The sequence below is a fragment of the Streptomyces sp. NEAU-YJ-81 genome, assembly GCF_017592595.1.
GTDB lineage: Bacteria > Actinomycetota > Actinomycetes > Streptomycetales > Streptomycetaceae > Streptomyces > Streptomyces hygroscopicus_B.
On record NZ_JAGFNO010000007.1, the window covers coordinates 348343 to 374024 of the forward strand.

At 72.9% G+C, this 25682-nt stretch carries 19 protein-coding genes and 2 rRNA genes; 4 read left to right on the forward strand and 17 right to left on the reverse strand.

All coding sequences use genetic code 11. The annotated features are described in order from the left end of the window. The 3 genes from J5X86_RS19320 to J5X86_RS19330 all read right to left on the reverse strand — a co-directional run bounded on the left by J5X86_RS19320 (position 1) and on the right by J5X86_RS19330 (position 4829). Positions 1–2265, reverse strand: coding sequence for a tetratricopeptide repeat protein (locus tag J5X86_RS19320; protein WP_208518009.1), 2265 nt, complete (start codon positions 2263–2265; stop codon positions 1–3). A 204-nt stretch (positions 2266–2469) separates the two neighbouring features. Continuing rightward, a complete protein-coding gene (locus J5X86_RS19325) occupies positions 2470–3096 on the reverse strand; it encodes an NUDIX hydrolase (RefSeq protein ID WP_208518010.1) in 627 nt (208 codons plus the stop codon). A 77-nt stretch (positions 3097–3173) separates the two neighbouring features. Further along, complete coding sequence (locus tag J5X86_RS19330; protein WP_078640689.1) at positions 3174–4829, reverse strand: CTP synthase; 1656 nt, start codon at positions 4827–4829, stop codon at positions 3174–3176. A 419-nt stretch (positions 4830–5248) separates the two neighbouring features. On the opposite strand from J5X86_RS19330, the gene J5X86_RS19335 reads away from it, so the two are divergent. Beyond that, the gene (locus tag J5X86_RS19335; protein ID WP_208518011.1) at positions 5249–7057 is read left to right on the forward strand and encodes a glycoside hydrolase family 15 protein; all 1809 of its coding nucleotides are present in this window, start codon (positions 5249–5251) and stop codon (positions 7055–7057) included. A gap of 181 nt (positions 7058–7238) precedes the next feature. Continuing rightward, positions 7239–8888, forward strand: coding sequence for a PucR family transcriptional regulator (locus J5X86_RS19340; protein WP_208518012.1), 1650 nt, complete (start codon positions 7239–7241; stop codon positions 8886–8888). Between the two features lie 349 nt (positions 8889–9237). Here the strand turns inward: J5X86_RS19340 and J5X86_RS19345 are convergent, their stop codons facing one another. The 6 genes from J5X86_RS19345 to J5X86_RS19370 all read right to left on the reverse strand — a co-directional run bounded on the left by J5X86_RS19345 (position 9238) and on the right by J5X86_RS19370 (position 16435). Next, complete coding sequence (locus tag J5X86_RS19345; protein WP_078640692.1) at positions 9238–10410, reverse strand: glycoside hydrolase family 64 protein; 1173 nt, start codon at positions 10408–10410, stop codon at positions 9238–9240. A 110-nt stretch (positions 10411–10520) separates the two neighbouring features. Continuing rightward, a complete protein-coding gene (locus J5X86_RS19350; RefSeq protein ID WP_308124631.1) occupies positions 10521–11681 on the reverse strand; it encodes a glycosyltransferase family 4 protein in 1161 nt (386 codons plus the stop codon). Positions 11682–11830: 149 nt separating this feature from the next. Next, positions 11831–13576 (reverse strand): DNA repair protein RecN, encoded by a 1746-nt coding sequence (gene recN, locus J5X86_RS19355; protein ID WP_208518013.1) that lies wholly within the window; start codon positions 13574–13576, stop codon positions 11831–11833. Between the two features lie 572 nt (positions 13577–14148). Further along, on the reverse strand, positions 14149–15060 hold the full coding sequence (locus tag J5X86_RS19360) for an NAD kinase (protein WP_208518047.1): 912 nt from the start codon (positions 15058–15060) through the stop codon (positions 14149–14151). 80 nt (positions 15061–15140) lie between these two features. After that, a complete protein-coding gene (locus J5X86_RS19365) occupies positions 15141–16031 on the reverse strand; it encodes a TlyA family RNA methyltransferase (protein ID WP_208518048.1) in 891 nt (296 codons plus the stop codon). 119 nt (positions 16032–16150) lie between these two features. Continuing rightward, entirely contained in the window at positions 16151–16435 is a 285-nt protein-coding gene (locus J5X86_RS19370) for a hypothetical protein (RefSeq protein WP_208518049.1), read from the reverse strand. A 275-nt stretch (positions 16436–16710) separates the two neighbouring features. Here J5X86_RS19370 and J5X86_RS19375 point away from each other — a divergent pair, with 275 nt between their 5' ends. After that, a complete protein-coding gene (locus J5X86_RS19375) occupies positions 16711–17058 on the forward strand; it encodes a sterol-binding protein (protein ID WP_208518014.1) in 348 nt (115 codons plus the stop codon). 124 nt (positions 17059–17182) lie between these two features. Here J5X86_RS19375 and J5X86_RS19380 read toward each other — a convergent pair whose 3' ends face one another. From J5X86_RS19380 to J5X86_RS19395, 4 genes are all read right to left on the reverse strand, one after another. Beyond that, entirely contained in the window at positions 17183–18127 is a 945-nt protein-coding gene (locus tag J5X86_RS19380; protein ID WP_374229269.1) for an ABC transporter ATP-binding protein, read from the reverse strand. A gap of 101 nt (positions 18128–18228) precedes the next feature. Then, positions 18229–19293 carry an iron chelate uptake ABC transporter family permease subunit gene (locus tag J5X86_RS19385; protein ID WP_208518015.1) on the reverse strand — a complete coding sequence of 355 codons (1065 nt, stop codon included), beginning with the start codon at positions 19291–19293 and terminating at the stop codon, positions 18229–18231. Further along, entirely contained in the window at positions 19290–20339 is a 1050-nt protein-coding gene (locus J5X86_RS19390; protein ID WP_208518016.1) for an iron ABC transporter permease, read from the reverse strand. The genes J5X86_RS19385 and J5X86_RS19390 overlap by 4 nt, the downstream gene beginning before the upstream one ends. A gap of 100 nt (positions 20340–20439) precedes the next feature. Next, positions 20440–21477, reverse strand: a complete 1038-nt coding sequence (locus tag J5X86_RS19395; protein WP_208518017.1) for an HAD hydrolase-like protein — start codon at positions 21475–21477, stop codon at positions 20440–20442. Positions 21478–21553: 76 nt separating this feature from the next. Between J5X86_RS19395 and J5X86_RS19400 the strand changes: the two genes are divergently transcribed. Further along, positions 21554–22876 (forward strand): DUF1015 domain-containing protein, encoded by a 1323-nt coding sequence (locus J5X86_RS19400; protein WP_208518018.1) that lies wholly within the window; start codon positions 21554–21556, stop codon positions 22874–22876. Positions 22877–22966: 90 nt separating this feature from the next. On the opposite strand, the gene J5X86_RS19405 is transcribed toward J5X86_RS19400, so the two are convergent. From J5X86_RS19405 to J5X86_RS19420, 4 genes are all read right to left on the reverse strand, one after another. Then, entirely contained in the window at positions 22967–23896 is a 930-nt protein-coding gene (locus J5X86_RS19405) for a tetratricopeptide repeat protein (RefSeq protein ID WP_208518019.1), read from the reverse strand. Next, on the reverse strand, positions 23881–25104 hold the full coding sequence (locus tag J5X86_RS19410) for a hypothetical protein (protein ID WP_208518020.1): 1224 nt from the start codon (positions 25102–25104) through the stop codon (positions 23881–23883). The genes J5X86_RS19405 and J5X86_RS19410 overlap by 16 nt, the downstream gene beginning before the upstream one ends. A 226-nt stretch (positions 25105–25330) precedes the next feature. Continuing rightward, a 5S ribosomal RNA gene (rrf, locus tag J5X86_RS19415) occupies positions 25331–25447 on the reverse strand. Between the two features lie 110 nt (positions 25448–25557). Next, positions 25558–25682: ribosomal RNA gene (locus tag J5X86_RS19420) — 23S ribosomal RNA — on the reverse strand; the annotation flags it as partial.

Sequence of the window (25682 nt, forward strand, 5' to 3'; positions counted from 1 at the left end):
CTACTGATTTCGTAGGTCGGCCGGGTTTCCTTCGCCACTCTGAGGTGACGGACCCGTGTCCTCCGCCCCCACCGTGGCGCTCTTACGGGCGGTGCGCCGCAGCGACCGCGCCACCGCCGGGTCCCCGCCGAGCCGGTCCATCGCGTCCGCCGCGTGGCCCGCCAGATCGGCGTGCAGCCCGGTGTCACCGCAGGTCCGGGCGGCCACGGCGGCCTCCACCCAGGTGCGCAGCGCCTCCCTCGGCCGTCCGGTGCGCTCCTGGGCTCCCGCGGCGCCGCTGAGCGCCCGTGCGTACCCCGGCCGGTCCCCCGCCCGGCGGCAGGCGGCCGCGGCGGCACGCCAGTCGCGCAGCGCCTCGCCCCACTGCCCTGCGTAGCCGTGGACGGTGCCGAGCCGTGCGTACATCCGGGCGGCCGCGGACAGATCGCGGCGGCTCAGCCGCAGCTCCAGGGCGCGTCCGTACCAGTCGGCCGCCCGGTGCCAGTCCTCCAGCTCCTGGTACATGCCGCCGATCGACTCCAGCGCCCGCCCGGTCGTATACGGATCGCCCGACTCACGGGCCGCCTCCAGGGCGCTCTTGTACCGCGCGAGGGCCTTGTCCACCCGGCCCGCCCCGCCGTCCAGATCGCCGAGGTTCAGCAGCGCGGCCGCCCGCTCCACCGGCAGGTCGCGGCGCCGGGCCACGTCCAGCACCAGCTCATGCAGCCCGTACAGCTCCACCGCGGCGCCCTCGGCACCCCGGTGAGCGGTGAGGGCATGCGTCAGCGCGGCCACCAACCGCCGTGCCAGCGTGTCGAGTTCACCGGTCTCCACGGCCAGCCGGGCGGCCTCGATCAGCGAGCCCAGCCGGGCCTCCAGCCAGTCCGCCGCCTGCGCCGACGACGAAAACCGCAACGGCTTCGGCATCCCGGCCAGCTTCTTCCGGCCCGGCGAACCGGCGGGCTCGGCGGCCAGCCGGCACGCGTGCAGCTGCCGTACGGCACGCTCCAGCATCCGCGCCCGCGCCAGCTCCACCTCCGCCGGGCGCTCCTCGGCCGCCAGCCGCTCCCGCAGCAGCGGATCGAGACAACCGGGCACCTGGTAATCGCCCGGCCCGCGCGGGCGCAGCATCCCGTACGCGGCGAAGCCCTCCAGCGCCGCCTCGCCGTCCGCCACCGAGCATCCGGCCAGCGCGGAGGCGGTCTGGGCGTCGGCCGATCCGCCGGGCGCCAGCACCAGCAGCCGCAGCATCCGGGCGGCGGCGGACGGCAGCGCGGCGTAGGCCAGCCGGAAGGCGCGGATCAGCGGGCGGGCGCCATGGTCGAGATCACCCTCGTCAGGCGGCAGTTCGCGCAGCCGGGCCAGCGCGTCGTCGACCGACGCCTGGGGACGGGCGGCGAGCCAGCCGCCGACCAGGACGAGCGCGGCGGGCTGGCCCGCGCACTCCTCGACGAGGGACTGCGCGGCCACCGGATCGCAGGTGATCCGGGTGGGGCCGGTGTACTGCGCCAGCAGCCCGACCGCCGCGCTCACGTCCAGCCCGCCCACCGTGCACGGCCGCACATCCGGCACCCCGGTCAGCGGGCCGCGCGAGACGGCGACCACCAGGCAGTCGGGCTCGTCGGGCAGCAGCGCGTCCACCTGCTCGGCTCCGGCCACGTCGTCGAGCAGCAACAGCACCCGCTTGCCGTCGAGCGCCGCGCGCAGCGCCTCGCTCAGGTCGTCCTCGTCCGCGCCCGGCGGGGCGGTCACGCCGAGCCGTCCGAGCAGCTCACGGGCGGTGCGCTCGGTGGGTACGGGGTCGCCGGCGGAGGTCGTCAGCCGGGCGCTCAGCACTCCGTCGGGGTAGTCGTCGGCGAGCCGCCGGGCGAGCTCCTCGGCCAGCGCCGTACGGCCCCAGCCGGGACGGCCCGCGATCAGCAGCACCCGGCTGCGGGCGGCCTTACGGCCGGCGAGGGTGTCCAGGCCCGCACGCTCGATATCGGCCCGCAGCGAGAGCAGCTCCCGCCGCCGCCCGGCGAACCCCCGCCCCACGGTGGCCGCCGCCGCGAACAGCACGGCCCGGGTCGCCCCGCTCCACACCCCGCCGTCCTGCGCGTCCGCGCGCCCGGCCGCGGAGCGCTGCCGCGGCGGGGTGTCGGACGGGAGTGAACCTTCCTCTGGTGAACGGTCGGAACGGGCCTCCGGCGGACGGCCGGAAGCGGACGAAGCGGGCGTGGCGGACGGCGGTTGCCGCTTCCTTGGGGCCGCCGGCTCCCCCTCGGTGTCGACCGCCTGCTCCGCCACGGGCCCACTCCCGTCCACCTGCGCTTACGAACCCGCCGCGCCGCTGCGGCCGGGGCCACTATGAGCGTAGTTCACTCCGCGTCAGGTACCCGGCACTCCAGGCCCATGGCACGTACCGAAAATCACTCCACCGGATCTTCACCGGGGCCGAGTGGGGCCTTCACTGGGCCCGCCCCGTTCAGTGGGCCCGCGCTGTCAGTGGGCCTACGCCGCGAAGGGGCGGGCCGGCCAGGAGGCGTCGGCCGGACGGAGGGCGTCGATACCGTCGCCGGAGAGCGCGGCGTGCAGTGCCAGCGCGCCGACCGCGAGGCAGGTGTTGTGCAGCTCGCCCGCGAGCGCGCCGCGCACCAGCTCCTCCAGGGACACCCGGGCCAGCTCCATGTCGGCCTCCTCTTCGGAGACCTCGAACCGCTCGCCCTCGGCCGCGGAGATCTCCCGCGCCAGGAAGATCCGTACGGCCTCGTCGGAGCCGCCGGGCGAGGTGTAGACGTCGATCAGGACGCGCCAGTCCTCGGCCTTGACGTGCGCCTCCTCGTACAACTCCCGCTGGGCGGCGTGCAGCGGGTTCTCACCGGGGATGTCCAGGAGACCGGCCGGGATCTCCCACAGCCGCCGGCGGACCGGGTGCCGGTACTGCCGCAGCACGATCACGCGGCCGTCCTCGTCCAGGGCGAGGATGGCGACGGAGCCGGGGTGGACCTGGTAGTCGCGGTTGACCCGGCTGCCGTCGGGCATCTCGACCTCGTCGGTGCGCACGCTCGTCTTGTTGCCGGTGAACGGCGTGGCGGTGGCGGTGACCGGCCATTCCTCGGGGGTGTCCTGGATACGCATGCTGCCTCAGCGTCCTTTCCGCGTGCGGTTGACGGGGGCGGGCCGCGCCGGCCGCCCGCCCCCGTCAACCGTATCGGTCAGGCCCCGGCGCTACGCGTCTGACCAGCGGTCTGTCGCTCGACCGCCGCCTTCACCAGGCCCGCGAAGAGCGGGTGCGGACGGGTCGGGCGGGAGCGCAGCTCGGGGTGCGCCTGGGTGCCGACCAGGTAGGGGTGGACCTCGCGCGGGTACTCCACGTACTCGACGAGCTTGTTGTCCGGAGAGGTGCCGGAGAAGACGATCCCGGCCTTCTTCTCCAGCTCACCGCGGTAGGAGTTGTTGACCTCGTAGCGGTGGCGGTGGCGCTCCTCGACGTACGGCTGGTTGTCGTAGACCTCGCGGACGATCGAGCCCTCGGCCAGCTTGGCCGGGTACATGCCCAGCCGCATGGTGCCGCCCATATCGCCCTCGCCCGCGACGATGTCGAGCTGCTCGGCCATGGTGGAGATCACCGGGTCGGTGGTGGCGGGCTCGAACTCGGTGGAGTTGGCGCCCTCGATGCCCGCGAGGTTGCGCGCGGCCTCGATGACGATGCACTGCAGTCCGAGGCAGAGGCCCAGCAGCGGGAGCTTGTTCTCCCGGGCGTAGGTGATCGCGCCGACCTTACCGATCACTCCGCGGTCGCCGAAGCCGCCGGGGATGCAGACCGCGTCCACGCCGTCGAGCTGGTCCCGGGCGCCGGCGGCCGTCTTACAGTCGTCGGAGGTGACCCACTTGATCTTGACGCGGGCGTTGTTGGCGAAGCCGCCGGCGCGCAGCGCCTCGGTGACCGACAGGTAGGCGTCGGGCAGGTCGATGTACTTGCCGACGAGCGCCACGGTGACCTCGTGGTCGGGCTGGTGGACCCGCCGCAGCAGATCGTCCCACTGGGTCCAGTCCACGTCGCGGAAGGGCAGATCCAGCTTGCGGACGACATAGGCGTCCAGGCCCTCGGAGTGCAGCACCTTGGGGATGTCGTAGATCGACTTGGCGTCGATGGCGGCGACCACGGCCGCGTCATCAACGTCACACATCAGCGAGACCTTGCGCTTGATGGAGGTCGGGACCTCGCGGTCGGCTCGCAGCACGATCGCGTCCGGCTGGATACCGATGTTGCGCAGTGCGGCCACCGAGTGCTGGGTGGGCTTGGTCTTCAGCTCACCGGACGGGCCGATGTAGGGCAGCAGCGAGATGTGCACCACGAAGACGTTGTCCCGGCCGACCTCGTGCCGGACCTGGCGGACGGCCTCCAGGAAGGGCAGCGACTCGATGTCGCCGACGGTGCCGCCGACCTCGGTGATGACGACGTCCACGTCGTCGGTGGCCATACGCCGGATGCGGTGCTTGATCTCGTTGGTGATGTGCGGGATGACCTGCACGGTGTCACCGAGGTACTCACCGCGCCGCTCCTTGGCGATTACGGTGGAGTAGACCTGTCCGGTGGTCACATTGGCCGAGCCGTCGAGGTCGACGTCGAGGAAGCGCTCGTAGTGGCCGATGTCCAGATCGGTCTCGGCTCCGTCGTTGGTGACGAACACCTCACCGTGCTGGAAGGGGTTCATCGTGCCCGGGTCGACGTTCAGATACGGATCGAGCTTCTGCATGGTGACGCGCAGACCGCGCGCCTTCAGCAGGGCCCCCAGACTGGAGGCGGTAAGACCCTTGCCGAGTGAGGAGGCGACACCCCCCGTGACGAAGAGGTGCTTGGTCGTCATGGGCTTAGCGGCAATGGCCAAGAGGGGGCTCCCGTGGTCGCGTCGTGAGGGTGCGTACGGCAGCCGGTCCGGATTCGGGGGGTGCCGTCGCTGATGGTTCGGGGGTTTTGTGCCCGCCGCTCCACGGGCTACCAGGGTATCAGCGCCCCGGAGCGGTCGCTGATGACCTGGTTCCCGCGTTCGGTCTGCGCAATCGCCCGAGCACCATGCGTGACCTGGCCACCCGATCGGCCGCGAGATACGAGCCACGATGTGGACGGGCTCAAGCGGATCACCGTTGTCCGTCGTATCCTCATCGGACGCACGCATGCGAGCCACCCGGCACGGCACCACCAGCACGCCCCCGGAACAAGAGCTCGTCAGAATTTCCGAGACCGTAAGAAGCGCCCTCCGGGGTGGTACGGCCGTTCGAATGGGGAATGCACGTGGCCGGGCGTATCGAGGATTACGCACTGATTGGTGATATGCAGACCGCCGCCCTCGTCTGCAGGGACGGCACGGTCGACTGGCTGTGCCTGCCGCGATTCGACTCCCATGCCGTCTTCGCCGGTCTGCTGGGCACTGAGGAACACGGTTTCTGGCGCCTCGGGCCCGCCTTCCCCTCGGGAAGCCAGCCGCCCGCCGCCGACCGCCGCCGCTACCGCGGCGACTCGCTGGTGCTCGAATCGGAGTGGGACACTCCGCGCGGCACGGTCCGTGTGATCGACTTCATGCCGCCCCGTGACGGCGCCCCGCAACTGGTGCGGATCGTCGAGGGAGTCAGCGGCCGGGTGCCGATGCGCTCCGCGCTGCGGATGCGGTTCTCCTACGGCTGGGTCGTGCCGTGGGTGCACCGGGTGGACACCCGCACCGTCGCCGTCGCCGGCCCGGACTCCGTCTGGCTGGACACCGAGGCCGACACCTACGGCAAGGACCTCACCACCTACTCCGACTTCACGGTGGGCCCCGGCGACCGGATCGCCTTCACCATCAGTTGGCAGCCCTCGCACAACGAGCCGCCCGCACTGCCCGAGCCGGAGGTCGCGCTGGAGGCCACCGAGGCGTTCTGGCGGGAGTGGGTCGAGCACTGCACGTACCACGGCCCCTACCGGGACGCCGTGGTCCGCTCGCTGATCACGCTCAAGGCGCTGACCTACGCCCCCACCGGCGGCATCGTCGCGGCGCCCACCACCTCGCTCCCCGAGGACATCGGCGGCGTCCGGAACTGGGACTACCGCTTCACCTGGCTGCGGGACGCGGCGATCACCCTCTCCTCGCTGCTGCGCACCGGCTACCGCGAGGAAGCGCGCGCCTGGCGCGAATGGCTGCTGCGCGCGGTCGCGGGCGACCCGGAGAACCTGCAGATCATGTACGGCATCGCGGGCGAGCGGGAGTTGGCCGAGGCCGAGCTGACCTGGCTGCCCGGCTACGAGAACTCCCAGCCGGTCCGGGTCGGCAACGGCGCGGCCGGCCAGCTCCAGCTCGACGTCTACGGCGAGGTCATCGAGGCGCTGCACCTGGCCCATATGACGGGTCTGGCGCGCAACGACTACGCGAGCGTGCTGCAGCTCAAGCTGATCCGCTACCTCGAGGAGCACTGGGACGAGCCGGACGAGGGCATCTGGGAGGTGCGCGGGCCGCGCCGCCACTTCGTGCACTCCAAGGTGATGGCCTGGGTCGCGGTCGACCGCACCGTCAAGCTGGTCGAATCCGGCGATGTGGACGGGCCGTTGGACCGCTGGCGGGAGCTGCGCGACGAGATCCACCGGGACGTCTGCGCGAGGGGCTACGACGCCGAGCGCAACACCTTCACCCAGTCCTACGGCTCCAAGGAGCTGGACGCCTCGCTGTTGCTCATCCCGCAGATGGGCTTTCTGCCGCCGGACGACAAGCGGGTCATCGGCACCATCGAGGCGATCCAGCGGGAGCTGTCGACCGAGGACGGCTTCGTCATGCGCTACCCCACCGCGGGCGAGGACGCCGGGGTGGACGGTCTCGAGGGCGACGAAGGGGCCTTCCTGGCCTGCTCGTTCTGGCTCGCCGACGACCTGGCGATGATCGGCCGGGTGGACGAGGCCCGGAAGCTCTTCGAGAAGCTGCTCGGGCTCCGCAACGACCTCGGGCTGCTGGCCGAGGAGTGGGACTCGAAGAACCAGCGCCAGGTGGGCAACTTCCCGCAGGCGTTCAGCCATGTGCCGCTGATCGACACCGCGCTGCGGCTGACGGCGTCCGGCGCGTACGGAGGCTGACCCCAGGCCCGGGCCCCGGGGGCCCGGGCACCCCCACTTCCGGGCTCGGCCCGCGCCCCGCCCTTCGGCGTCCGCCCCGCCCTTCGGCGTGCGCGAGCCGCCGGGCCGGGATCGCGGAGCCGGGCCCAGTCGGGTCGAGGCGGGGCCTCGTGCGGGTCGAGCGGGCGGCTAGCGTGGCGGCATGGAACCGCAGGGGACGATCACCGTGGCGCGCGCCCTCGACCTGCCCGCCCTGCGCCGCGGGCTGCCGGAGGTCGTGACCGGGGACGACCTGCTCGACCGCCCGGTGCGCTGGGTACACGCGGGCGAGGCGCCCAACATCGCCGCGCTGCTCAAGGGCGGCGAACTGCTGCTGACCACCGGCCTCGGGGTCGGGTCGCGCCCCGCCGAGCAGCGCGCCTTCGTCCGCCGGCTCGCCGAGCGGGGCATCGCGGCGCTGGTGGTGGAGCTGGGGGCCCGGTTCCGCACGCTGCCGGGAGCGGTCGTGGACACGGCGCGCTCGTGCGGGCTGCCGCTGGTGCAACTCCATCGCGAGGTGCCGTTCGTGACGGTCACCGAGGAGATCCACACCGAGATCGTCAATGCGCACTACGCCCTGCTGCGCCAGGCCGATGTGGTGCACCGGCAGGCCACCGAGGTGCTGCTGCGCGGCGGCGGGGTGCCGGAGATCCTGTGCCACTTCGCCACCTTCGCGGCCAATCCGGTCTTCCTGGAGACCCCCGACGGGCAGTTGCTGTACGCGGCGGGGCCGGGCGGTACGCCCCCGGCGGGCGCGGCCGATCCGCTGCAGGTGTGGGAGGGGTTGCGGGCGCGGCGCGCGGCCGAGCGGCCCGAACCGCCGGCGGGCAGCGTGATGGCGGACATCCCGGGCGGCGGGCCAGGACCCGGCTCCGTACGGGCGCGGCTGACCGTCCTTCCGGTGGCCGGGCCGCTGGGGCCGGTGCACCGGATCGCCGCCGAGCGGACGGCGGATCTGCTGGCGGTGGTGCTGCTGCGGACGCGTCAGGAGGAGGAGCTGGCGGCGCGCGGGCGCGGGGACTTCCTCACCGATCTCGCGGAGGGCCGCATCGAGGCGTCGGACGCCCCCGCCCAGGCCCGGGTGCTGGGCTTCCGGCCGGGCGCGGACGGGCCGGTGCTGCCGGTGGTGATGCGGCTGGTGGAGGATCCGCGCCCGCTGGCCGGGGGCGGGGAGAGCTGGGCGGCGCTGGCCCACGCCCTGCAGGAGGAGCTGGCGGCGGTCGGGGTGCCGGTGCTGCTCGGCGTACGGCTTCCGGAGGGTCGGGTTCCGCTGCTGGCGGGGCTGCGCGGCGCGACCGAGCGCGGCGCGGTGGCCGAGCGGATCGCGACGGCGCTGCGGGCCGGGGTGGAGCGGGCCTGGCCGGACCGGGCCAGCGCCCGGCCGCCGGTGGTCATCGCCGGGCTCGCGGTCGGCTGGGACGCGGTCGGCACCGAACTGCGGCATGCGGCGGAGGCGGCGAACGCGGCGCGCGGGCTGACCGACCGCGACTGGTACGACGTACGGAGCCTGGATGTCGACCTGTTGCTGTGGCGACTGCGGGAGCATGGCGATCTGGCCGCCTTTGTCGACCGGGTGATCGGTCCGCTGCTCGCTCATGACCGCACCGCCCGCCCGCCGCTGGTGCCGACACTGGAGACATATCTGCGCCATGCGGGCCGTAAGGCGGAGACGGCGCGCGCCCTGCACCTCAACCGCCAGACGCTGTACGACCGGCTGGCCCGGATCTCCCGGCTGCTGGGCAGCGATCTGGAGGACCCGCAGACGGTTCTCGCCCTGGGGGTGGCCCTCCAGGCCCGCCGCCATGTGCGGTGACGCGTTCGCGGGCCGCTCCGCCGTGTCCGGGCGACCCGCCCGGCGTCCCCCCGCGCCGCCGGGCGGGTCACCACGCGGGTAGCCGGGCGGGGAGAGGCTCCCTCACCGTCCGCCGCGCCGCCCCGCCGTGCGCCGCGGACACCTCCCCGCCCGGCCGCTGTGTGCCGAACCGCGGCCGGACCCTGCCCGGCCTGGCGGATCTTTCCCCTCCCCGCCCCTTCCCGTTAGGGGCTGCGCCCCGGGGTCCGGGGCGGAGCCCCGCCGCGCGGCGGAGCCGCATATCGACGCTGCGGGAAGGAGCGGGGAGGGGAGCAGCCCGCCGCAGGCGTCACGATCCGCCGGACGCTCCCTAGAACGGAGTCAGCGTGAGCGTGATCCCCTTGGGGGCGGTGTCCTGGATGTAGGACGCGAACTCGGCCACGTCATCGAAGGCGAAGCCGTACGCCTTGCCGTCCACGGTCGCCGCGTGCATGGCCTTGGCGTAGTGGTTGGTGACCTCCTCGCCGTAGAAGGCGGCGGGGTCGGTGGTCGGCTGGGCGTCGGTGTTGTGCAGCGTGGTGCGGTTGAAGCCCGCGCCGAGGATCGCCGCGACCGGGCCGGTCGTCCCGTCGTTGGGCGCGGCCAGGGCGCCGTCGCAGAACAGCACGTCCTTGGTGGAGGGCTTGTCGAAGGAGACCGACGCCGGGCCGGTGAAGGCGAACTTCCCGCCGCTCACCCGGCCGGTGAAGGTGCCCGCGTTGGTGGTGACCTTGAGGTCCTTGGATCCGTAGGCGTCCCAGACCTGGTCGATGTACGACGCGAAGTAGTCCTCCGCGAACAGCCCCGCGCCCATGCCATGGCCAGGAGCGATCACCCGCAGATTGTCGCCGACGATCAGCTTCTTGTAGGCGTCGACACCGGCGAGGTCGGAGAAGACCTTGGCGCGGGCGCCGTCCTTGAGGGTGCCGGTCGTCTGGTCCTGGGCGCCGGTGAGGTGGATCGACAGCGGGACGCTGAACATGTCCACCATGGTGGTGTTGCAGAACATCCCCGAGGAGTTGTACGTGAACTCCGCGCAGTCGTGCATGATGTCGAAGTTCGGATCGCCGGACACCCAGCCGGCCGGGTACTGCAGCGCGGGCTTGCCCGCCCCGTCCTCGACCACCTTGAGCTTGAGCTTCGAGCCGAGCGCGACATAGATCCGGCCCGACATCTGCGGCAGGTTCAGCTTGGTGTCACCGCTTCCGGCCAGCGGGATCGCGTAGTCGGTGAAGCCGTCCGAGCCGTTGTCGGAGAGCGCGACGGGGGCGATGGTGCCGTCGGGGGTGACGTGGACCTGCCGGTCGCCCTCGTTGCCGACGATGTAGAGCCAGACCGATGCGTTGTCGTACTGCCCCGTCTTGTTGACGACGGTCAGGGGCAGGGAGGCGGCGGCCTTCGCGCTCGGCGCACCGCTGGCACGGCCGCCGGCGAAGGCCAGACCGGTTCCCGCGGCAGCGGCGGAGGCGGCTATGCCACCCAGCAGCTTCCTGCGACTGATCATGATGATGGTGCTCCTCGGCGTAGTGGGGGTTGCCGGGAAAATGGCGTGGGGGGTAACGAGAAGTACGAATTGAGAGCGCTCTCTCGTTCCTCTGCCCAGCACCCTGCCGATCAACGACCGGGCCCGTCAACCCCTTCACGCAGAAAGGTCTGCACCAACTCATCGTAGACGCTGAGGACATGGGCGACGGTGTCGTCCTCCGTCGGCCAGCCGGCCGTCCGCGCCCGCCCCGCCGCGGCGAGCTCGACCCGGCGCACCGGATCGGCGAGCAGCCCGGTCACAGCGTCGGCCAGGGCCTCCGGGTCGCCGTACGGGACGAGTTCGGCCGCGTCCCCGACCAGCTCCGGCACCCCGCCCACCGCCGTGGCCACCAGCGGCACCCCCGCGTGCAGCGCCTCCTGGGCCAGCAGCGAGCGCGCCTCCCAGCGGCTGGAAAGCACCGCTACATCGGCCGCGGAGAGCAGCCCCGGCACATCCTCGCGCCGGCCGAGCAGCCGCACCGGCAGCCCCTCCAGGTCGATCCGGCGCTGCAGCACCGCACGGTCCGGCCCCTCCCCCGCCACCACCAGCAGCGGCTGCGGATCCAGCCCGCGCCAGCGCCGCGCCGCGTCCAGCAGCGGGCCATGTCCGGCCACCGCCTCCAGCCGGCCCGCCGTGACCAGCAACGGCCGCTCCACCACGCCCAGTTCGGCCCGCGCCTTCTGGCGGCGGCCATCGCCCGGCTCCGGTGCCGGGCGCGGGGCGGGCACCGCGACCGGCGCGAGCCGCGCGTCGCGCGCACCGTGGGCCCGGGCCCGCTCCACCAGATCCGAGGACGCCCCCAGCACGATCGCGGCGGCCCGCGCCACCCGGCGCTCCATCAGCCCGACGAGACGGGCCCGCGCCCCCTCGGCGTCCACACGGGTGTGCCAGGTGACGATCAACGGCACATTCCGGCCACGCAGCGCCACCGCGGCCAGCAGCCCTGAACGCAGCCCGTGAGCGTGCACCAGGGCCGCTCCGAGGGTGGCCCTGCGCAGCGACGCCATGCTTCCGGCGCCCGTCAGGGCGTCGAGCCCGGTGAACCGCGCTCCCGTCTGGGTGAAGCCGTAGCCCCGCTCGGCGCTCCAGGGCCCGCAGACGGTCACCCGCAGCCCGCGCGCCACCAGCCCGGCCGACAGCGACCGCACATGCACCCCGCTGCCCGAACTCCCGCCGCCCAGCACCTGAACGGCGTGCAGCGACGACTGCCCGAGCGGCGGGACCGGGGTGCTACTCACGGTACTGCTCACGCGGGCGGAGCTCCTGAAACGGTGTCGGGGCGAAACGGAGGGACCGCCCAAGGATGCCAGCACTCGCCGAACCCTCGTCGCAACGCTCCCCGGCGACGTCTACCCCGAGCTCGCCCGTACGTCCGCGGTACCACCCCTTCGGGTGAAGGTCAGCGTCCCGCGCGTGCCGCCTCCAGGAGCTCTTCCGCATGCGCCCGCGCGAGTTCGGAGTCCTCCTGGCCCGCGAGCATCCGCGACAGCTCCCGTACGCGGTCCTCGCCCTCCATGGCCTTGACCCCGCTGCGTGTCACCGCCCCGTCGTTGGTCTTCTCGACCACCAGATGCCGGTCGGCGAACGCCGCGACCTGCGGCAGATGGGTGACCACCACGACCTGCGCGGAGCGCGCGAGCCGGGCCAGCCGGCGACCCACCTCGACCGCCGCCTTACCGCCGACGCCCGCGTCCACCTCGTCGAAGAGATACGTCGGTACGGGGTCCGAGCCCGCGAACACGACCTCGACCGCGAGCATCACCCGCGACAGCTCACCTCCGGAGGCACCCTTGGCGATCGGCCGGGGCGGGGCGCCCGGATGCGGGGCGAGCAGCAGCTCGACCTCATCGGCCCCATGCGGCCCGAAAACGACCGCGCGGCCGCCCACCTCGATGCCGTCCGCCTCCGTCTCGGTCTGGCTGATCGCGAACGTGACCCGGGCATGCGGCATCGCCAGGGAGGCCAGCTCGGCGGTGACCGCCTCCGCGAAGCGCCCCGCGGCCTCCGTACGGGCGTCGGTGAGCGTCTGCGCCAGCTCGCCCAGCTCGGCGCGGAGCGCGTCACGCTCCGCGGCCAGCTCGCCGATGCGGTCGTCGTCGCCGTCGAGTTCGGCCAGCCGGGCGGCGCCCTGCTCCGCCCAGGCCAGCACGTCCGCGATGGTCTCGCCGTACTTACGGGTCAGCTGCGCCAGCGCGGCGCGGCGCTCCTCGACGGCACCCAGGCGGATCGGGTCGGCGTCGAGGTTGTCGGCGTACCCCGCGAGTTCCCCGGCCACATCGGACACCAGGATGCCGATCTCACCGATCCGGTCGGCGAGCCCGGCCAGCGCCGAGTCATGGGAGCGCACGGCCTCCACGGCGCGATGGGCGCCCGCGACCAGGGTGGCCGCGTCCACACCCTCCGGATCCTCCGGATTCCCGGCGAGGGCGGCGTGCGCGAGCGCGGCGGCGGACGCCAGTGCCTCGGCGTGCCCCAGCCGTTCGGCCTCTGCCGCCAGCTCGACGTCCTCCCCTGGCCGGGGCTCGGCGTCCGCGACCTCTTCGAGCCCGAACCGCAGCAGATCCGCCTCCTGCGCCCGCTCGCGGGCCCGCGTGGTCAACTCCTCCCACTCGGCCGAGACGGCGCGCAGCCGGCGATGGGCCCCCGCGTACTTCTCCAGGGGCCCGGCCACCGCGTCCCCCGCGTACCGGTCCAGCGCCTGCCGCTGCCGGGCGGGCCGCAGCAGCCCCTGCTGATCGGTCTGGCCGTGCACGGCCACCAGATCATCGGCCAGCTCGCCCAGCAGCCCCACGGGCACCGACCGGCCGCCCACATGCGCGCGCGACCGCCCCTCGGCGGAGAGCGTACGGCTGATCAGCAGCACGCCGTCCTCGAGCTCGGCCCCCGCTTCCTCGGCCCTTACGGCCGCCGCCGAACGGGCGTCGACCGTAATGCGCCCCTCGACGACCGCCGCCTTGGCCCCGATCCGCACCAGGGCGGCATCGGCCCGGCCGCCCAGCAGCAGCCCGAGGCTGGTGACGACCATGGTCTTGCCCGCGCCGGTCTCACCGGTCACCGCGGTGAAGCCGGGCGACAGCTCGACGACCGCGTCGTCGATGACGCCCAGCGCACGTATCCGCATCTCCTCCAGCACGTGCACGACCATACGAGGTTTGGCCGGTGCGATGCGACGAAGGGGCGCCACTTGTGGGGTGGACCCGCACAGATGCCCGGTGCGGAGCACGGGCGCCTCCGGCGGAAAGCCCCCACCCCGCCCCTTCCCACAGCATCAATACGCGGCTCCGCCGCGTGGGGGGCTCCGCCCCCTCACCCCGCCGGGGCTCCGCCCCGGACCCCGCTCCTCAAACGCCGGAGGGGCTGAATTTTCCGCCCCGGACGATCCGGAACCGCACGCCACCCGTGCCACCGACAGCACCCGCAAGACGGCGGGAGGGGGCGGGACCGCACCCACCCCCACCCAACACCCAGCCCCCGGGCTGAACGCGGGCCGGGCAGGCGCCCTGCGCCACCGGCGGGTAGCCGTGGGACGGCGGGAGGGGGCGGGGTCGCAGGGGTGGGGTCCTGGACGCTTACGTGTATTTGTGGCGCCAATCTCCGGCCCACCCAACGCCCCCGGTCAATGGCGCCGTAAATATACGGTCCAGGGCCCCGCCCCGGAGGCCCCGCACCCGGCACCCACCACCACACAGGGCAACCACGCCCCCAGCAACCACCAAACTAGTGCGGCGCCCCCCGCCACCCCGCCACCGGCAACGCGAACTTGGCGACCAAGCGGTCCGTGAACGACGCATGGTGGAGTCGGGCCAGCCGCACCGGTACCGCGCCCCGCCGCACCTCCACCCGCGCCCCCGCCGGCAGCTCCACCGTGCGGCGGCCGTCGCACCACAGCACCCCATGCGGAGTCTGCGGCTGCACCTCCACCGCGAGCACCGACTTCGGCGACGTCACCAGCGGCTTGGCGAACAGCGCATGAGCGCTGATCGGCACCATCAGCAGCGCCTCCACCTCGGGCCACACCACCGGACCGCCCGCCGAGAACGCGTAGGCCGTCGAGCCGGTCGGGGTCGCGCAGACCACGCCGTCGCCGCCGAAGCGCGAGACCGGCCGGTTGTCGACCTCCGTGACGACCTCGAGCAGCCGCTCACGCGCCGCCTTCTCGACCGACGCCTCGTTCAGCGCCCAGTCCGTGTGCACGATGTGCCCGTCGTTGCGGACGAGCACATCGATCGTCATCCGCTCCTCGACCTCGTACTGCCGGGTCACCACCCGGTCCACGACCTTGTCCAGGTCGTCCCGCTCGGCCTCGGCCAGGAAGCCCACCCGCCCGAGGTTCACCCCGAGCATCGGCACGCCCGAGACCCGGGCGAACTCCGCTCCGCGCAGCAGCGTCCCGTCCCCGCCGAGCACGATCAGCAGCTCACAGCCGTTCAGCACGTCACGGCCCGCGTCGACGCGCTCGACAGCGGGTGGCAGCGGCAGGTCCGCGGCCTCGGCAGCGAGCACCCGCACCCCGATACCGCTGCGCAGCAGCCCCTGAACGACCAGTTCGGCGCTGCGGATGGCCGCCGGGCGGCCGGTGTGCGCAAGCAGGAAGACAGTGCGGTCCGCCGTCGGCTCGGCCGCCGACATCGACGGCACATGCTCCGTTTCGGGCACAGCCGTCTCGGACACGGACGCTGCTTCCTTCTCCTGCGCTGCTTCTGAAGTGGTCAACTGGGCCCCTCCGCCACTGCACGGTCAACATCCGCCGGGTCCAGTGCCGGCGCCCCGGCGCGCATCCACAAAAAGTACTCGACATTGCCCGACGGCCCCGGGAGCGGGCTGGCGGTCACGCCCAGCACACCCAGTCCGAGTTCCGTCGCCCGCCCGGCCACCGCACGCACCGCCTCGGCGCGCAGGTCGGCGCTGCGGACCACTCCCCCGCTGCCCAGCCGCTCCTTGCCGACCTCGAACTGTGGTTTGACCATCAGCACCAGATCGGCGTCGGGCGCCGCGCACCGCACGAGGGCGGGCAGTACCAGCCCGAGCGGGATGAAGGAGAGGTCGCCGACCACCAGGTCCACCGGTTCCCCACCAATCCGCTCAAGTGTCAGCTCGCGTACGTTCGTACGGTCGTAAACGCTGACGCGTTCATCGCTCTGCAGCGACCAGGCGAGCTGGCCGTAGCCGACGTCGACGGCGAGCACCTCCGCGGCTCCCGCACGCAGCAGAACGTCCGTGAAGCCTCCGGTCGACGCGCCCGCGTCCAGCGCTCGCCGCCCGGCGACCTTCAACCCGGCTCCGGCACCAGCCCCCGCCGCTGGGGCCGGGCGGACCCCGGAGTCCGGCCCCGCGCCCGCACCCTCCCGGTACTCCTCGCTGAACGCGTACAGCGCGCCCGCGAGCTTGTGGCCACCGCGCGAGACATAGTCCGGATCGCTGTCGTCCTCGATCACGACGACGGCCGCGCTGGTCTCCACCTGCGTGGCCGGTTTGGTCGCCACCGCCCCGCCGACGGTGACCCGGCCCGCGGCGATCAGCTGGCTCGCATGCTCACGCGAACGCGCCAGCTTGCGGCGCACCAGCTCCGCGTCGAGTCGTACGCGTCGTGGGCGGGTCACTGCCACGGGTGGTTCAGCTCCTGAGGTCGTTCATGTAGCGGATGCGGATGAGGTCACTGCGTAGCGGACGAAGTCGTTTGCGTAACGGACGGGGTGGCTTACCCAGCCGACGGAGTCGTCTACGTAGCGGACGGAGGCCGGGGGCCGGGCGCAGGGGGTCCGGGCCGCCGGTCGAGTGCTGTCAGCGTGTCGCGAAGACCCCCGTGGACATCCTCGTACACCGCCAGATGCCCGCTCGTCTCGAGGTGGTCGGCGTCGGCCAGCCGGTCGAGCCGGGCATCCACCTCGGGGACGCCGGTGGGCGCCCGGGGCACGCCGAGCGGGGCCGGTTCAGCGGGGCCGGGCGGCTCCGGCACGGGCTCCGGCACCCCCTCCGACACCGGCTCCGGCACGGACTCCGGCACCCCCTCCGGCACCGGCTCCGGCGCCTCTTCCCGCCCCGTCCCGGGCCCGGGATCGGTCTCCCCGGCCCCGCCCGTCACCGTGTACGGGACCGCCTCCGGTCCGGGCGCCACACCAGCCCCCGGGAGCGGCTCGGGTGCGGCTTCCTGGGCCCGCTCGGCCGCCGTATCGGGCTGTGGGCCGGGCCATCCGGCCGACATCGGCTCGCTCATGACCCCGACGCTACCGCGAATCCCTCGTTCTCCGACGTACGAGACCTGGGGTAACGTCATCCGCGATGGCGACCTTGGAACAGTGCCGCAGCGCACTCGACAAACTGGCGGAGAACCTCGCGAGCGCGAACGGGGACCTGCACAGCGCTGCCGCGCTCGATCGCTCTGTCAGCTGCTGGATCACCGACCTGGACACCACCTTCGCCGGCCGTCTCGTGGACGGCCGGATCGAGGATGTGACGACCGAGCCGGGCCCGCCCGCCGAGCGCGCGCAGATCCGGCTGGCGATGGCCGGCGACGATCTGGTGTCCCTGGTCGACGGTGAGCTGCACTTCGCACGGGCGTGGGGCAGCGGACGGATCAAGCTCGAGGCCGGGCTGCGCGACCTGATGCGACTGCGGAAGCTGCTCTAGCCGCCACATCGCTCGCCCATGCGGCGGGCGGGCACACCGCCCACGCAGCCAGCGCGGCACCGCGGCCGCGCGCCACGGCTCACGGGCGCGGACGCCCACCCAACCGCGCCCCCCTCGACCCCCCTCAGGACTCGCTCACCACGCCCGCCAGCGGCGTAGGCGCCTCAATCCGTGCCGTACGGGACCGGCGGGCGGCCGGGATGACCAGCGGCGTCCCCGTCTCCGGGTCGTCGATCACCTGGCACGGCAGCCCGAAGACCCGCTCCACCTGCTCCGCCGTGACCACGTCCCCCGGCGCCCCCTCGGCGACGACCTCGCCGCCCCGCATCGCGATCAGATGGGTGGCGTAGCGGGCGGCGTGGTTCAGGTCGTGCAGAACGGCGACGAGGGTACGGCCCTGCTCCTCGTGGAGCTGGGCGCACAGGTCCAGCACATCGATCTGGTGCTGGATGTCCAGATAGGTCGTGGGCTCGTCGAGGAGCAGCAGCGGAGTCTGCTGGGCGATGGCCATCGCGATCCATACCCGCTGACGCTGACCGCCGGACAATTCGTCGACATAACGATCCGCGAGCTCCGCCACCCCGGTCGCCGCCATCGATTCGTCGACGATCCGCTCGTCCGTCTCCGACCACTGCCGCAGCAGCCCCTGGTGCGGATAGCGGCCGCGGGCGACCAGATCGGCGACCGTGATCCCGTCCGGGGCGATCGAGGACTGGGGCAGCAGCCCGAGGGTGCGGGCGACCTTTTTGGCGGGCATCGCACCGATCGCCTGCCCGTCCAGCAGCACCGATCCGGCCGCCGGCTTGAGCATCCGGGACAGGGCGCGCAGCAGGGTCGACTTGCCACAGGCGTTCGGCCCGACGATCACCGTGAAGGAGTGGTCGGGGATGGTCACGGACAGCTCCTCGGCGACCGTGCGCCGGTCGTAGGCGAGGGTCAGCCCCTCCGCCATGAGCCGCTGCCGCCCCTGAGCGCTGCCGCTCCCGCTACCGCGCCCGCTCTTGCTCCCGCTCCCGCCGTCACTCCCGCTGCCGCCGTCGGCCACGGTCTGCCGGGTGTCCTTGTCCATGTCGCCTTCCGTCCGGGTCGTGCCCACAGTCGTCATATCCGCCCCAGCGTCATACCGGGCCCCAGCATCGCGTCCATCCAAGCCCTCATATCCGCCCCGCCCTATATCCGCCCCGCCCTGCGCTCAGTCACCAGCAGCCACAGCAGATAGGCCCCGCCCAGCATCCCCGTCAGCACCCCGACCGGAAGCTGGTCGGCGCCGAAGGCCCGCTGGGCCGCCCAGTCGGCGGTGACCAGCAGGGCGGCGCCCATCCAGGCCGCGGGGAGCAGGTTGGGCCCGGACGAGCGGGTGAGCCTGCGGGCGAGTTGCGGGGCGACGAGCGCCACGAAGGCGACGGGCCCGGCGGCGGCCGTGGCGGCGGCGGTGAACACGACGGCCGTGAACATGAGCACCAGCCGGGTCCGCTCGACCCGCACCCCGAGGGCGTACGCGCTGTCGTCGCCCATCTCCAGCATCCGCAGGTTCCGCGCCTGCCCGAGGACCACGGGCAGGAGCACCGCGCAGACGCACGCCAGCGGCCACACCTGGGCCCAGTCCCGCCCGTTGAGCGATCCGGCGATCCACACCACCGCGCGGGTCGCGTCCAGGATGTCGGCCCTGGTGAGCAGATAGCCGTTGACGGCGGTGAGCATCGCGGACGTGCCGATGCCCACCAGCACCAGCCGGTATCCGTGCACACCCCGCCGCCACGCCAGGGTGTAGACCGCGAACCCGGTCAGCAGGCCGCCGCCGAGCGCGCCGATGGCGACCTCGGTCGGATCGCCCTGGAGGAGGACGATCACGGCGAGCGCCCCGGCCGCAGAGCCCTGGCCGAGGCCGATCACGTCCGGACTGCCCAGCGGGTTACGGGAGATGGACTGGAAGATCGCCCCGGCCACCCCGAGGGCCGCGCCGACCAGCAGCCCCACCAGGATCCGTGGCAGCCGCAGTTCGTTGACGATGAAGTCCTGGGCCACCGTGCCGTTTCCGGCCAGGGTGCGCAGGACATCGGCGGGGGCGAGGGGGAAGTCGCCGGTGCCGATCAGGACCACGCTCATCGCCAGCGCCACGACGAGCAGCAGCAGCCCCACGACCGCGCCGCGGACGTCCAGGCGCAGCGAGAGGCCGGCGGTGCGCAGCGTGACCCCGCGCGTCTCGCGCTTGCTGATGCGCTTGCTCGCGTTCACAGTTGGGCCATCCTTCGGCGGCGTACGAGGTAGATGAACAGGGGCCCGCCGATGAACGTGGTGACGATGCCGACCTGCAGTTCGGCGGGCCGGGTGACCAGCCGCCCCAGCACATCGGAGCCCAGCAGGAGAACGGGCGAGAGCACGGCGGCGTACGGCAGGATCCAGCGCATATCGGGCCCGGTGATCGCGCGGACCAGATGCGGCACGATCAGCCCGACGAACGCGATCGGCCCGCAGGCGGCGGTCGCGGCCCCGCACAGCAGGGTGACGGCGGCCATCGAGAGCGCCCGGGTGCGGTTGAGGTTGGTGCCGAGCGCGCGCGCCGTGTCGTCGCCGAGCGCCACGGCGTTGAGTGAACGGCCGAGCGCGAGCGCGAGCACCGCGCCGATCAGAAGGAACGGGGTCACCTGCCGGACCACGGTCATGTTGGCGGAGGCGAGCGAACCGACCGTCCAGAAGCGCATCTTGTCGAGCGCCGCGCTGTCCAGTAGCTGAACGGCATTGACGTAGCCGTAGAGCGCCGCGTACACCGCCGTACCGGCGAGCGCGAGCCGCACCGGGGTGGCGCTCCGGCTGCCGCCGAGCGCGTACACCAGCACGGAGACGACGGCGGTGCCGAGGAACGCGAACCACACGTAGCCGGTCAGGGAGGTGACGCCGAGAAAGCTGATGGCCGAGACGACGGCGGCGGACGCGCCCGCGTTCAGCCCCAGCAGCCCGGGGTCGGCGAGCGGGTTGCGGGTGAGGGCCTGGATGACCGCGCCCGCGAGGCCGAGGCCGACCCCGACGAGCAGCCCGAGGATGGTGCGCGGCAGCCGTACGTCCCGGATCACCACATCGGTGTCGCTGCCGGTGTAGTGGAACAGCCCGTGCCACACCTGGTCCAGCGGAATCGGTTTGGCGCCGATCGCGATGGACGCCGCGGCGATCGCCACCAGCACGCCCAGGGAGGCGACCAACCCGGTCGCACGGCGCGCGGTGCGCCGCCGGGGCGGCGCGCTCGCTGTCTCGGTCCCGGCTTTCGCCGGACTGACCAGGGTCACGCGGAACTCCACCTCACAGCACGGCCGATCAGGACTCAGGTTAGGTTACCCTAAGTCCGCTGGTCGCATGCGTACGGGTTGCCCGGAGCGCGAGTCCGGCTCACCACCCCAGCCGTGCCAGCGCCTTCCCCGCATCCGCCTCGCTCACGCCGTCCCCCGCCTCGGACCACGCCGCCGCGCACAGCGCCCGCAGACCGTCCAGCGGCTCCTTGCCCTCGCCCTCCAGCACCAGCTCGCGCTGGGCGACCCGCGCCACCCAACCCCCGCACCGGAAACCGCCGGACGCCTCGTCGTGCGCCACCTCCGGCTGCGGGGTGAGCAGCCCCCGCAGGTCGCGGTCCACATACGCCGGCCGGTGCCCGGGCTCAGCGGCCAGCAACTGTGCGGGCGTGGTCACCCCGGTCAGCACCAGCAGCGAGTCCACCCCGCCCGCGTACGCGCCCTCGATATCGGTGTCCAGCCGGTCCCCGACCACCAGCGGCCGCTCGGCGCCGGTCCGCAGAATCGTCTCCCGGTGCATCGGCGGCAGCGGCTTCCCCGCGGCCTGCGGAGTCTTGCCCGTGACGATGCGCACGACCTCCACCCCCGCGCCGTTGCCCGGGGCGATGCCCCGCCCGCTGGGAATCGTCAGATCCAGGTTGGAGGCGAACCACGGCACCCCGCGCGCCACCGCGTACCCCGCCTCCACCAGCCGCGCCCACGGCATATCCGGCCCCCCGTACCCCTGCGCCACCGCCGCCGGGTCGTCGTCCGCCGAGTCCACGGGGGTCAGCCCGCGCTCGCGCAGCGCCACCCGCAGCCCCTCCCCGCCGATCACCAGCACCCGCGCCCCCTTGGGCAGCTGCTCGGAGATCAGCCGGGCGACCGCCTGCGCGGAGGTGATCACATCGTCGGGAGCGGCGGGCATCCCGAGCCGCGTCAGATGCTCGGCCACCGCCTCCGGCGTCCGCAGCGCGTTATTGGTCACATACGCCAGCCGCATCCCGGCGTCCCGCGCGGTGACCAGCGACTCCACGGCATGGTCAATCGCCTCGCCGCCCGCGTACACCACCCCGTCGAGGTCCAGCAGGGCCGTGTCGTACGCCTCGTTCAGCGACTGCCGGCTGGACTCGGGCCGGGTGCGGACGGGCTGGTTCATGGGGGCCACTCCTCGCAGATCTGTGCGCTTCTCCCCCGATCATCGCGTATCGCCGCGCGGGGCATAACATTCACTGATGAGCATTCCAGGGCCTGGCGGACAAGGTCTGCAGCTCACCCCCTTCCGGGGGCTGCGCTATGTCGCGGAGCGGGTCGGCAGTCTCGCCGCCGTCACCTCACCGCCCTACGACGTGGTCGTACGGCCCGAGGGCCTGCGCCAACTCGAGACGGCGGACCCCTACAACATCGTCCGGCTGATCCTGCCGCAGGCCGACTCCCCGGAGGCCCGCCACCGCCAGGCCGCCGACACGCTGCGCCGCTGGCAGGCGGACGGCGTACTCGCCCCGGACCCCGCACCCGCGCTCTACGTCTACGAACAGCGCGACGGCCCCACCCTCCAGCGCGGGCTGATCGGCGCACTGCGGCTGAGCCCCCGTGAGGAGGGCATCGTCCTCCCCCACGAGGAGGTCATGCCGCATGTCGTCGAGGACCGAGCCGATCTGATGCGCGCCACGGCCGCCCATCTGGAGCCGCTGCTCCTCGCCTACCGCGGCAACGGCAACGGGACTTCGGGGAACGGAGCCGACGGGCCGGGCACCGGCGGGGCCGCGCAGGTCATCGAAAGCGCCATCCGGCGCGAGCCGTTGCTCTCCACGACCACCGAGGACGGCGTCGACCACCATCTGTGGCGGGTCACGGACCCCGCCGACCTGGTGGCGGTCTCCGCCGACCTCCGCCACCACCAGGCCCTCATCGCCGACGGCCACCACCGCTGGGCCACCTATCTGCGGCTGCGCGAGGAGCGACGGGAGCCCGGCCCCTGGGACTTCGGGCTCGTCCTGCTCGTCGACACCGCCCGCTATCCCCTCCGCGTCCGGGCCATCCACCGGCTGCTCCGCCAACTGTCACCGGACGACGCGCTCACGGCGGCGCGACGTGCCTTCCGGGTACGGACGATCGACGGCCCGCTCCCGCGCGCCCTGGAGACACTCGCCGAGGCGGCCCGCGCCGAGCCCGGCGCGCCGAACGCCTTCCTGCTGGCCGGGGACGGCCGCTTCCACCTCCTGGACCGGCCGGATCCGGAGCTGCTGGCCCGTACGGTCCCCGAGGGACGGCCGGAGGCATGGCGGACCCTGGACGCGACGGTGCTCCACCACGCCCTGCTGGACCATCTGTGGCACGTCTCGGACACACCCGAGCACATCGGCTACATCCACGACCCGGCGGCGGCCGTCGAGCAGGCGGAGCGGCTGGGCGGTACGGCGGTGCTGATGCATGCGGTGGGCGAGGACATCGTGCACGAGCTGGCGCGGCAGGGCATCGCGATGCCGCACAAGTCGACATCCTTCGGGCCGAAGCCGGCGACGGGGCTGGTGCTGCGGAGCCTGACGCTGGGCTGAGCCCTTCGGCCGCGGACGTGCGGGCGGAGACGCGAGCGGACATACGAGTGGGGCGGAACCCCGAACCGGGATCCCGCCCCACTCATGGCATCAGCTGTCGTCGCCGTCCTTCTCGGGCAGCCCGGCCTGGTCCTCGGACCTCGCCTCCGCCGTCGGCTCGACGTCCTCGGCCGCGTCTTCGGCGTCGTCGTCCTGGCCCTCGTCCTCGGCGTCCTCGGACTCCTCGTCGGACTGGAGCTCCTCGACCGCGGGCTCGACGGCCTCGGGTTCCTCGTCAGCCTCGGCCTCCTCGACCTCGGCCTCCTCGACCTTGACCTCTTCGACCTTGGGCTCTTCGACCTTGGGCTCCGCGACCGGCTTGAGGGCGTCGTCCGCCTCCTGCTCGGGGTCGAGGGCGTCCACGAACTCAACCCCGTCCAGCTCGGCGAGCCGGTCCGACGCGTCCGTGGTCCCGCCCTGATCCGCCTCGAGCGCCTTGGCGAACCACTCGCGGGCCTCGTCCTCGCGGCCGACCGCCAGCAGCGCGTCGGCGTACGCATAGCGCAGCCGGGCGGTCCACGGCTGGATGGAATGCGAGGCCAACTCCGGGCTCTGCAGGGTGACCACGGCGGCGTCAGCCTGGCCCATGTCCCGCCGGGCACCGGCGGCCACCATCCGCATCTCGACCTGACCGGCCCGGTCCAGCTTCTGCACCTCCGGCTCACCGGCCATGGCCAGCGCCCGCTCGGGACGGCCCATGCCGCGCTCGCAGTCGGCCATCACCGGCCACAGGTCGGAGTTGCCGGTCATCCGGCGCGCGGCGCGGAACTCCGCGAGCGCCTCGGAGTACTTCCCGACGGCATACGAGGCGAAGCCCGCGGCCTCACGCACGGCGGCCACCCGGGAGGCGAGCCGCAGGGCGACGCGCGCGTACTGGTACGCCTGCTCGGGCTCGTCGTCCAGCAACTTGGCGACCATGACGAGGTTCCTGGCGACGTCCTCGGCGAGAGTCTTCGGCAGGCTCATCAGCTCCTGCCGCACACCCTTGTCGATCTCCTCGCCGGTGACGTCCTCGGGGATCGGCAGCCGCTTGATCGGCTCGCGGTCGCGGTCCCTGCCGCGGTCATCGCGGCGCCCGTAGCCTCCCGTACGGTCGTCACGGCGTCCGTAGCCCCCGGCGCGGTCGTCACGGCGATTGAAACCACCGCCGCCGGAGCGACGGTCGTCGCGACCCCCGCCCTGACCGTACGGACGACGCGGCCCACGGTCGTCCCGACCACCCCGGGAGCCCCCGTCCCGGTCGTCGCGGCGCGGCCCACGCGGCCGCTCATCACGCCGCTCGTCCCGGCGGAACCCGCCGCGGTCGTCGTCGCGGCGTGGCCCGCCCGGCCGATCGTCCCGACGGTCGTCACGGCGCTCATCCCGACGGAACCCACCACGATCGTCCGCACGACGGTCTCCACCACGGTAGCCACCGCGGTCGTCGTCACGCCGGTACGAAGGCCGGTCGTCCCGACGGTCATCCCGGCGGAATCCGCCGCGGTCATCCTCACGTCGGTACGAAGGCCGGTCGTCCCGGCGCTCGTGGCCGCCGCCCCGGCCGCCACGGTCCCGGTCATCACGCCGAAAACCACCACGGTCGTCGTCGCGGCGCGGCCCGCCCGGCCGCTCATCCCGGCGGTCATCACGGCGGAACCCGCCACGGTCGTCGTCCCTGCGGGGGCCGCCCGGCCGGTCGTCGCGACGGTCGTCCCGGCGGTCATCACGGCGGAAGCCACCGCGGTCGTCGTCCCGGCGGAAGCCCGGCCGATCGTCACGGTCCCGGCGGAAACCGCCTTGGCGGAACCCACCACGGTCGTCATCGCGGCGCGGCCCACGCGGCCGGTCATCACGCCGATCGTCACGGCGGAACCCGCCACGGTCGTCGTCCCTGCGTGGCCCGCCCGGGCGCTCGTCACGACGGTCATCACGCCGATCGTCCCGACGCTCATAGCGGCCGGTGGGACGGCCGCCCCCGCCCCGGTCGTCGCGGCGCCCAAAGCCGCCCGGGCGGGCTCCGCGGTCGTCGTCCCGACGCGGCCCACGCGGCCGGTCGTCCCGGCGCTCGTCTCGGCGGTCATCCCTGCGCTCGTCCCGGCGGTCATCGCGGCGGAACCCACCACGGTCGTCATCGCGGCGCGGCCCACGCGGCCGATCATCACGCCGCTCGTCCCGGCGGTCATCACGCCGGAAACCACCACGATCGCCATCGCGGCGCGGTCCCGAGCCGCGGACGTCCCGCCGGTCGCCGGCGTCCCGGCGACGCGGCTCGCGACCCGACCGGTCGTCGGGAGAGTTGGTGGACATCGGCGTGACTCCTGTCTTCATGTACTGCAGCCATTCTCCCGCACCAGTCACACCGATGCGGGCCCAGCAAAAACAAAAAGGACCCTTGGTCCCAGCATGCACGCTGGGACCAAGGGTCCTTCAAAGATTGTTCGGCGGCGTCCTACTCTCCCACAGGGTCCCCCCTGCAGTACCATCGGCGCTGAAAGGCTTAGCTTCCGGGTTCGAAATGTAACCGGGCGTTTCCCTAACGCAATGACCACCGAAACCCTATCGGGTTCTAGCGAACAAGCACACTCTTCAATTAAGTCAAGTGGAACTGATTCACCGGTGCGACTGTTCGCAACCCGGGAACCACACAGTGGACGCGAGCATCTGAGGACAAGCCCTCGGCCTATTAGTACCAGTCAACTCCACCAGTTACCCGGCTTCCATATCTGGCCTATCAACCCAGTCGTCTACTGGGAGCCTTAACCCATCAAGTGGGTGGGAGTCCTCATCT

Bases quoted from the DNA above. Each gene is read 5' to 3' on its own strand.
- J5X86_RS19325 (WP_208518010.1), bottom strand. From the start codon at position 3,096: ATGCGTATCCAGGACACCCCCGAGGAATGGCCGGTCACCGCCACCGCC.
- J5X86_RS19330 (WP_078640689.1), bottom strand. From the start codon at position 4,829: ATGACGACCAAGCACCTCTTCGTCACGGGGGGTGTCGCCTCCTCACTC.
- J5X86_RS19335 (WP_208518011.1), top strand. From the start codon at position 5,249: ATGCACGTGGCCGGGCGTATCGAGGATTACGCACTGATTGGTGATATG.
- J5X86_RS19340 (WP_208518012.1), top strand. From the start codon at position 7,239: ATGGAACCGCAGGGGACGATCACCGTGGCGCGCGCCCTCGACCTGCCC.
- J5X86_RS19345 (WP_078640692.1), bottom strand. From the start codon at position 10,410: ATGATCAGTCGCAGGAAGCTGCTGGGTGGCATAGCCGCCTCCGCCGCT.
- recN (WP_208518013.1), bottom strand. From the start codon at position 13,576: ATGGTCGTGCACGTGCTGGAGGAGATGCGGATACGTGCGCTGGGCGTC.
- J5X86_RS19360 (WP_208518047.1), bottom strand. From the start codon at position 15,060: ATGTCGGCGGCCGAGCCGACGGCGGACCGCACTGTCTTCCTGCTTGCG.
- J5X86_RS19375 (WP_208518014.1), top strand. From the start codon at position 16,711: ATGGCGACCTTGGAACAGTGCCGCAGCGCACTCGACAAACTGGCGGAG.
- J5X86_RS19380 (WP_374229269.1), bottom strand. From the start codon at position 18,127: ATGGACAAGGACACCCGGCAGACCGTGGCCGACGGCGGCAGCGGGAGT.
- J5X86_RS19395 (WP_208518017.1), bottom strand. From the start codon at position 21,477: ATGAACCAGCCCGTCCGCACCCGGCCCGAGTCCAGCCGGCAGTCGCTG.
- J5X86_RS19400 (WP_208518018.1), top strand. From the start codon at position 21,554: ATGAGCATTCCAGGGCCTGGCGGACAAGGTCTGCAGCTCACCCCCTTC.
- J5X86_RS19410 (WP_208518020.1), bottom strand. From the start codon at position 25,104: ATGGCGATCGTGGTGGTTTCCGGCGTGATGACCGCCGGGACGAGCGGC.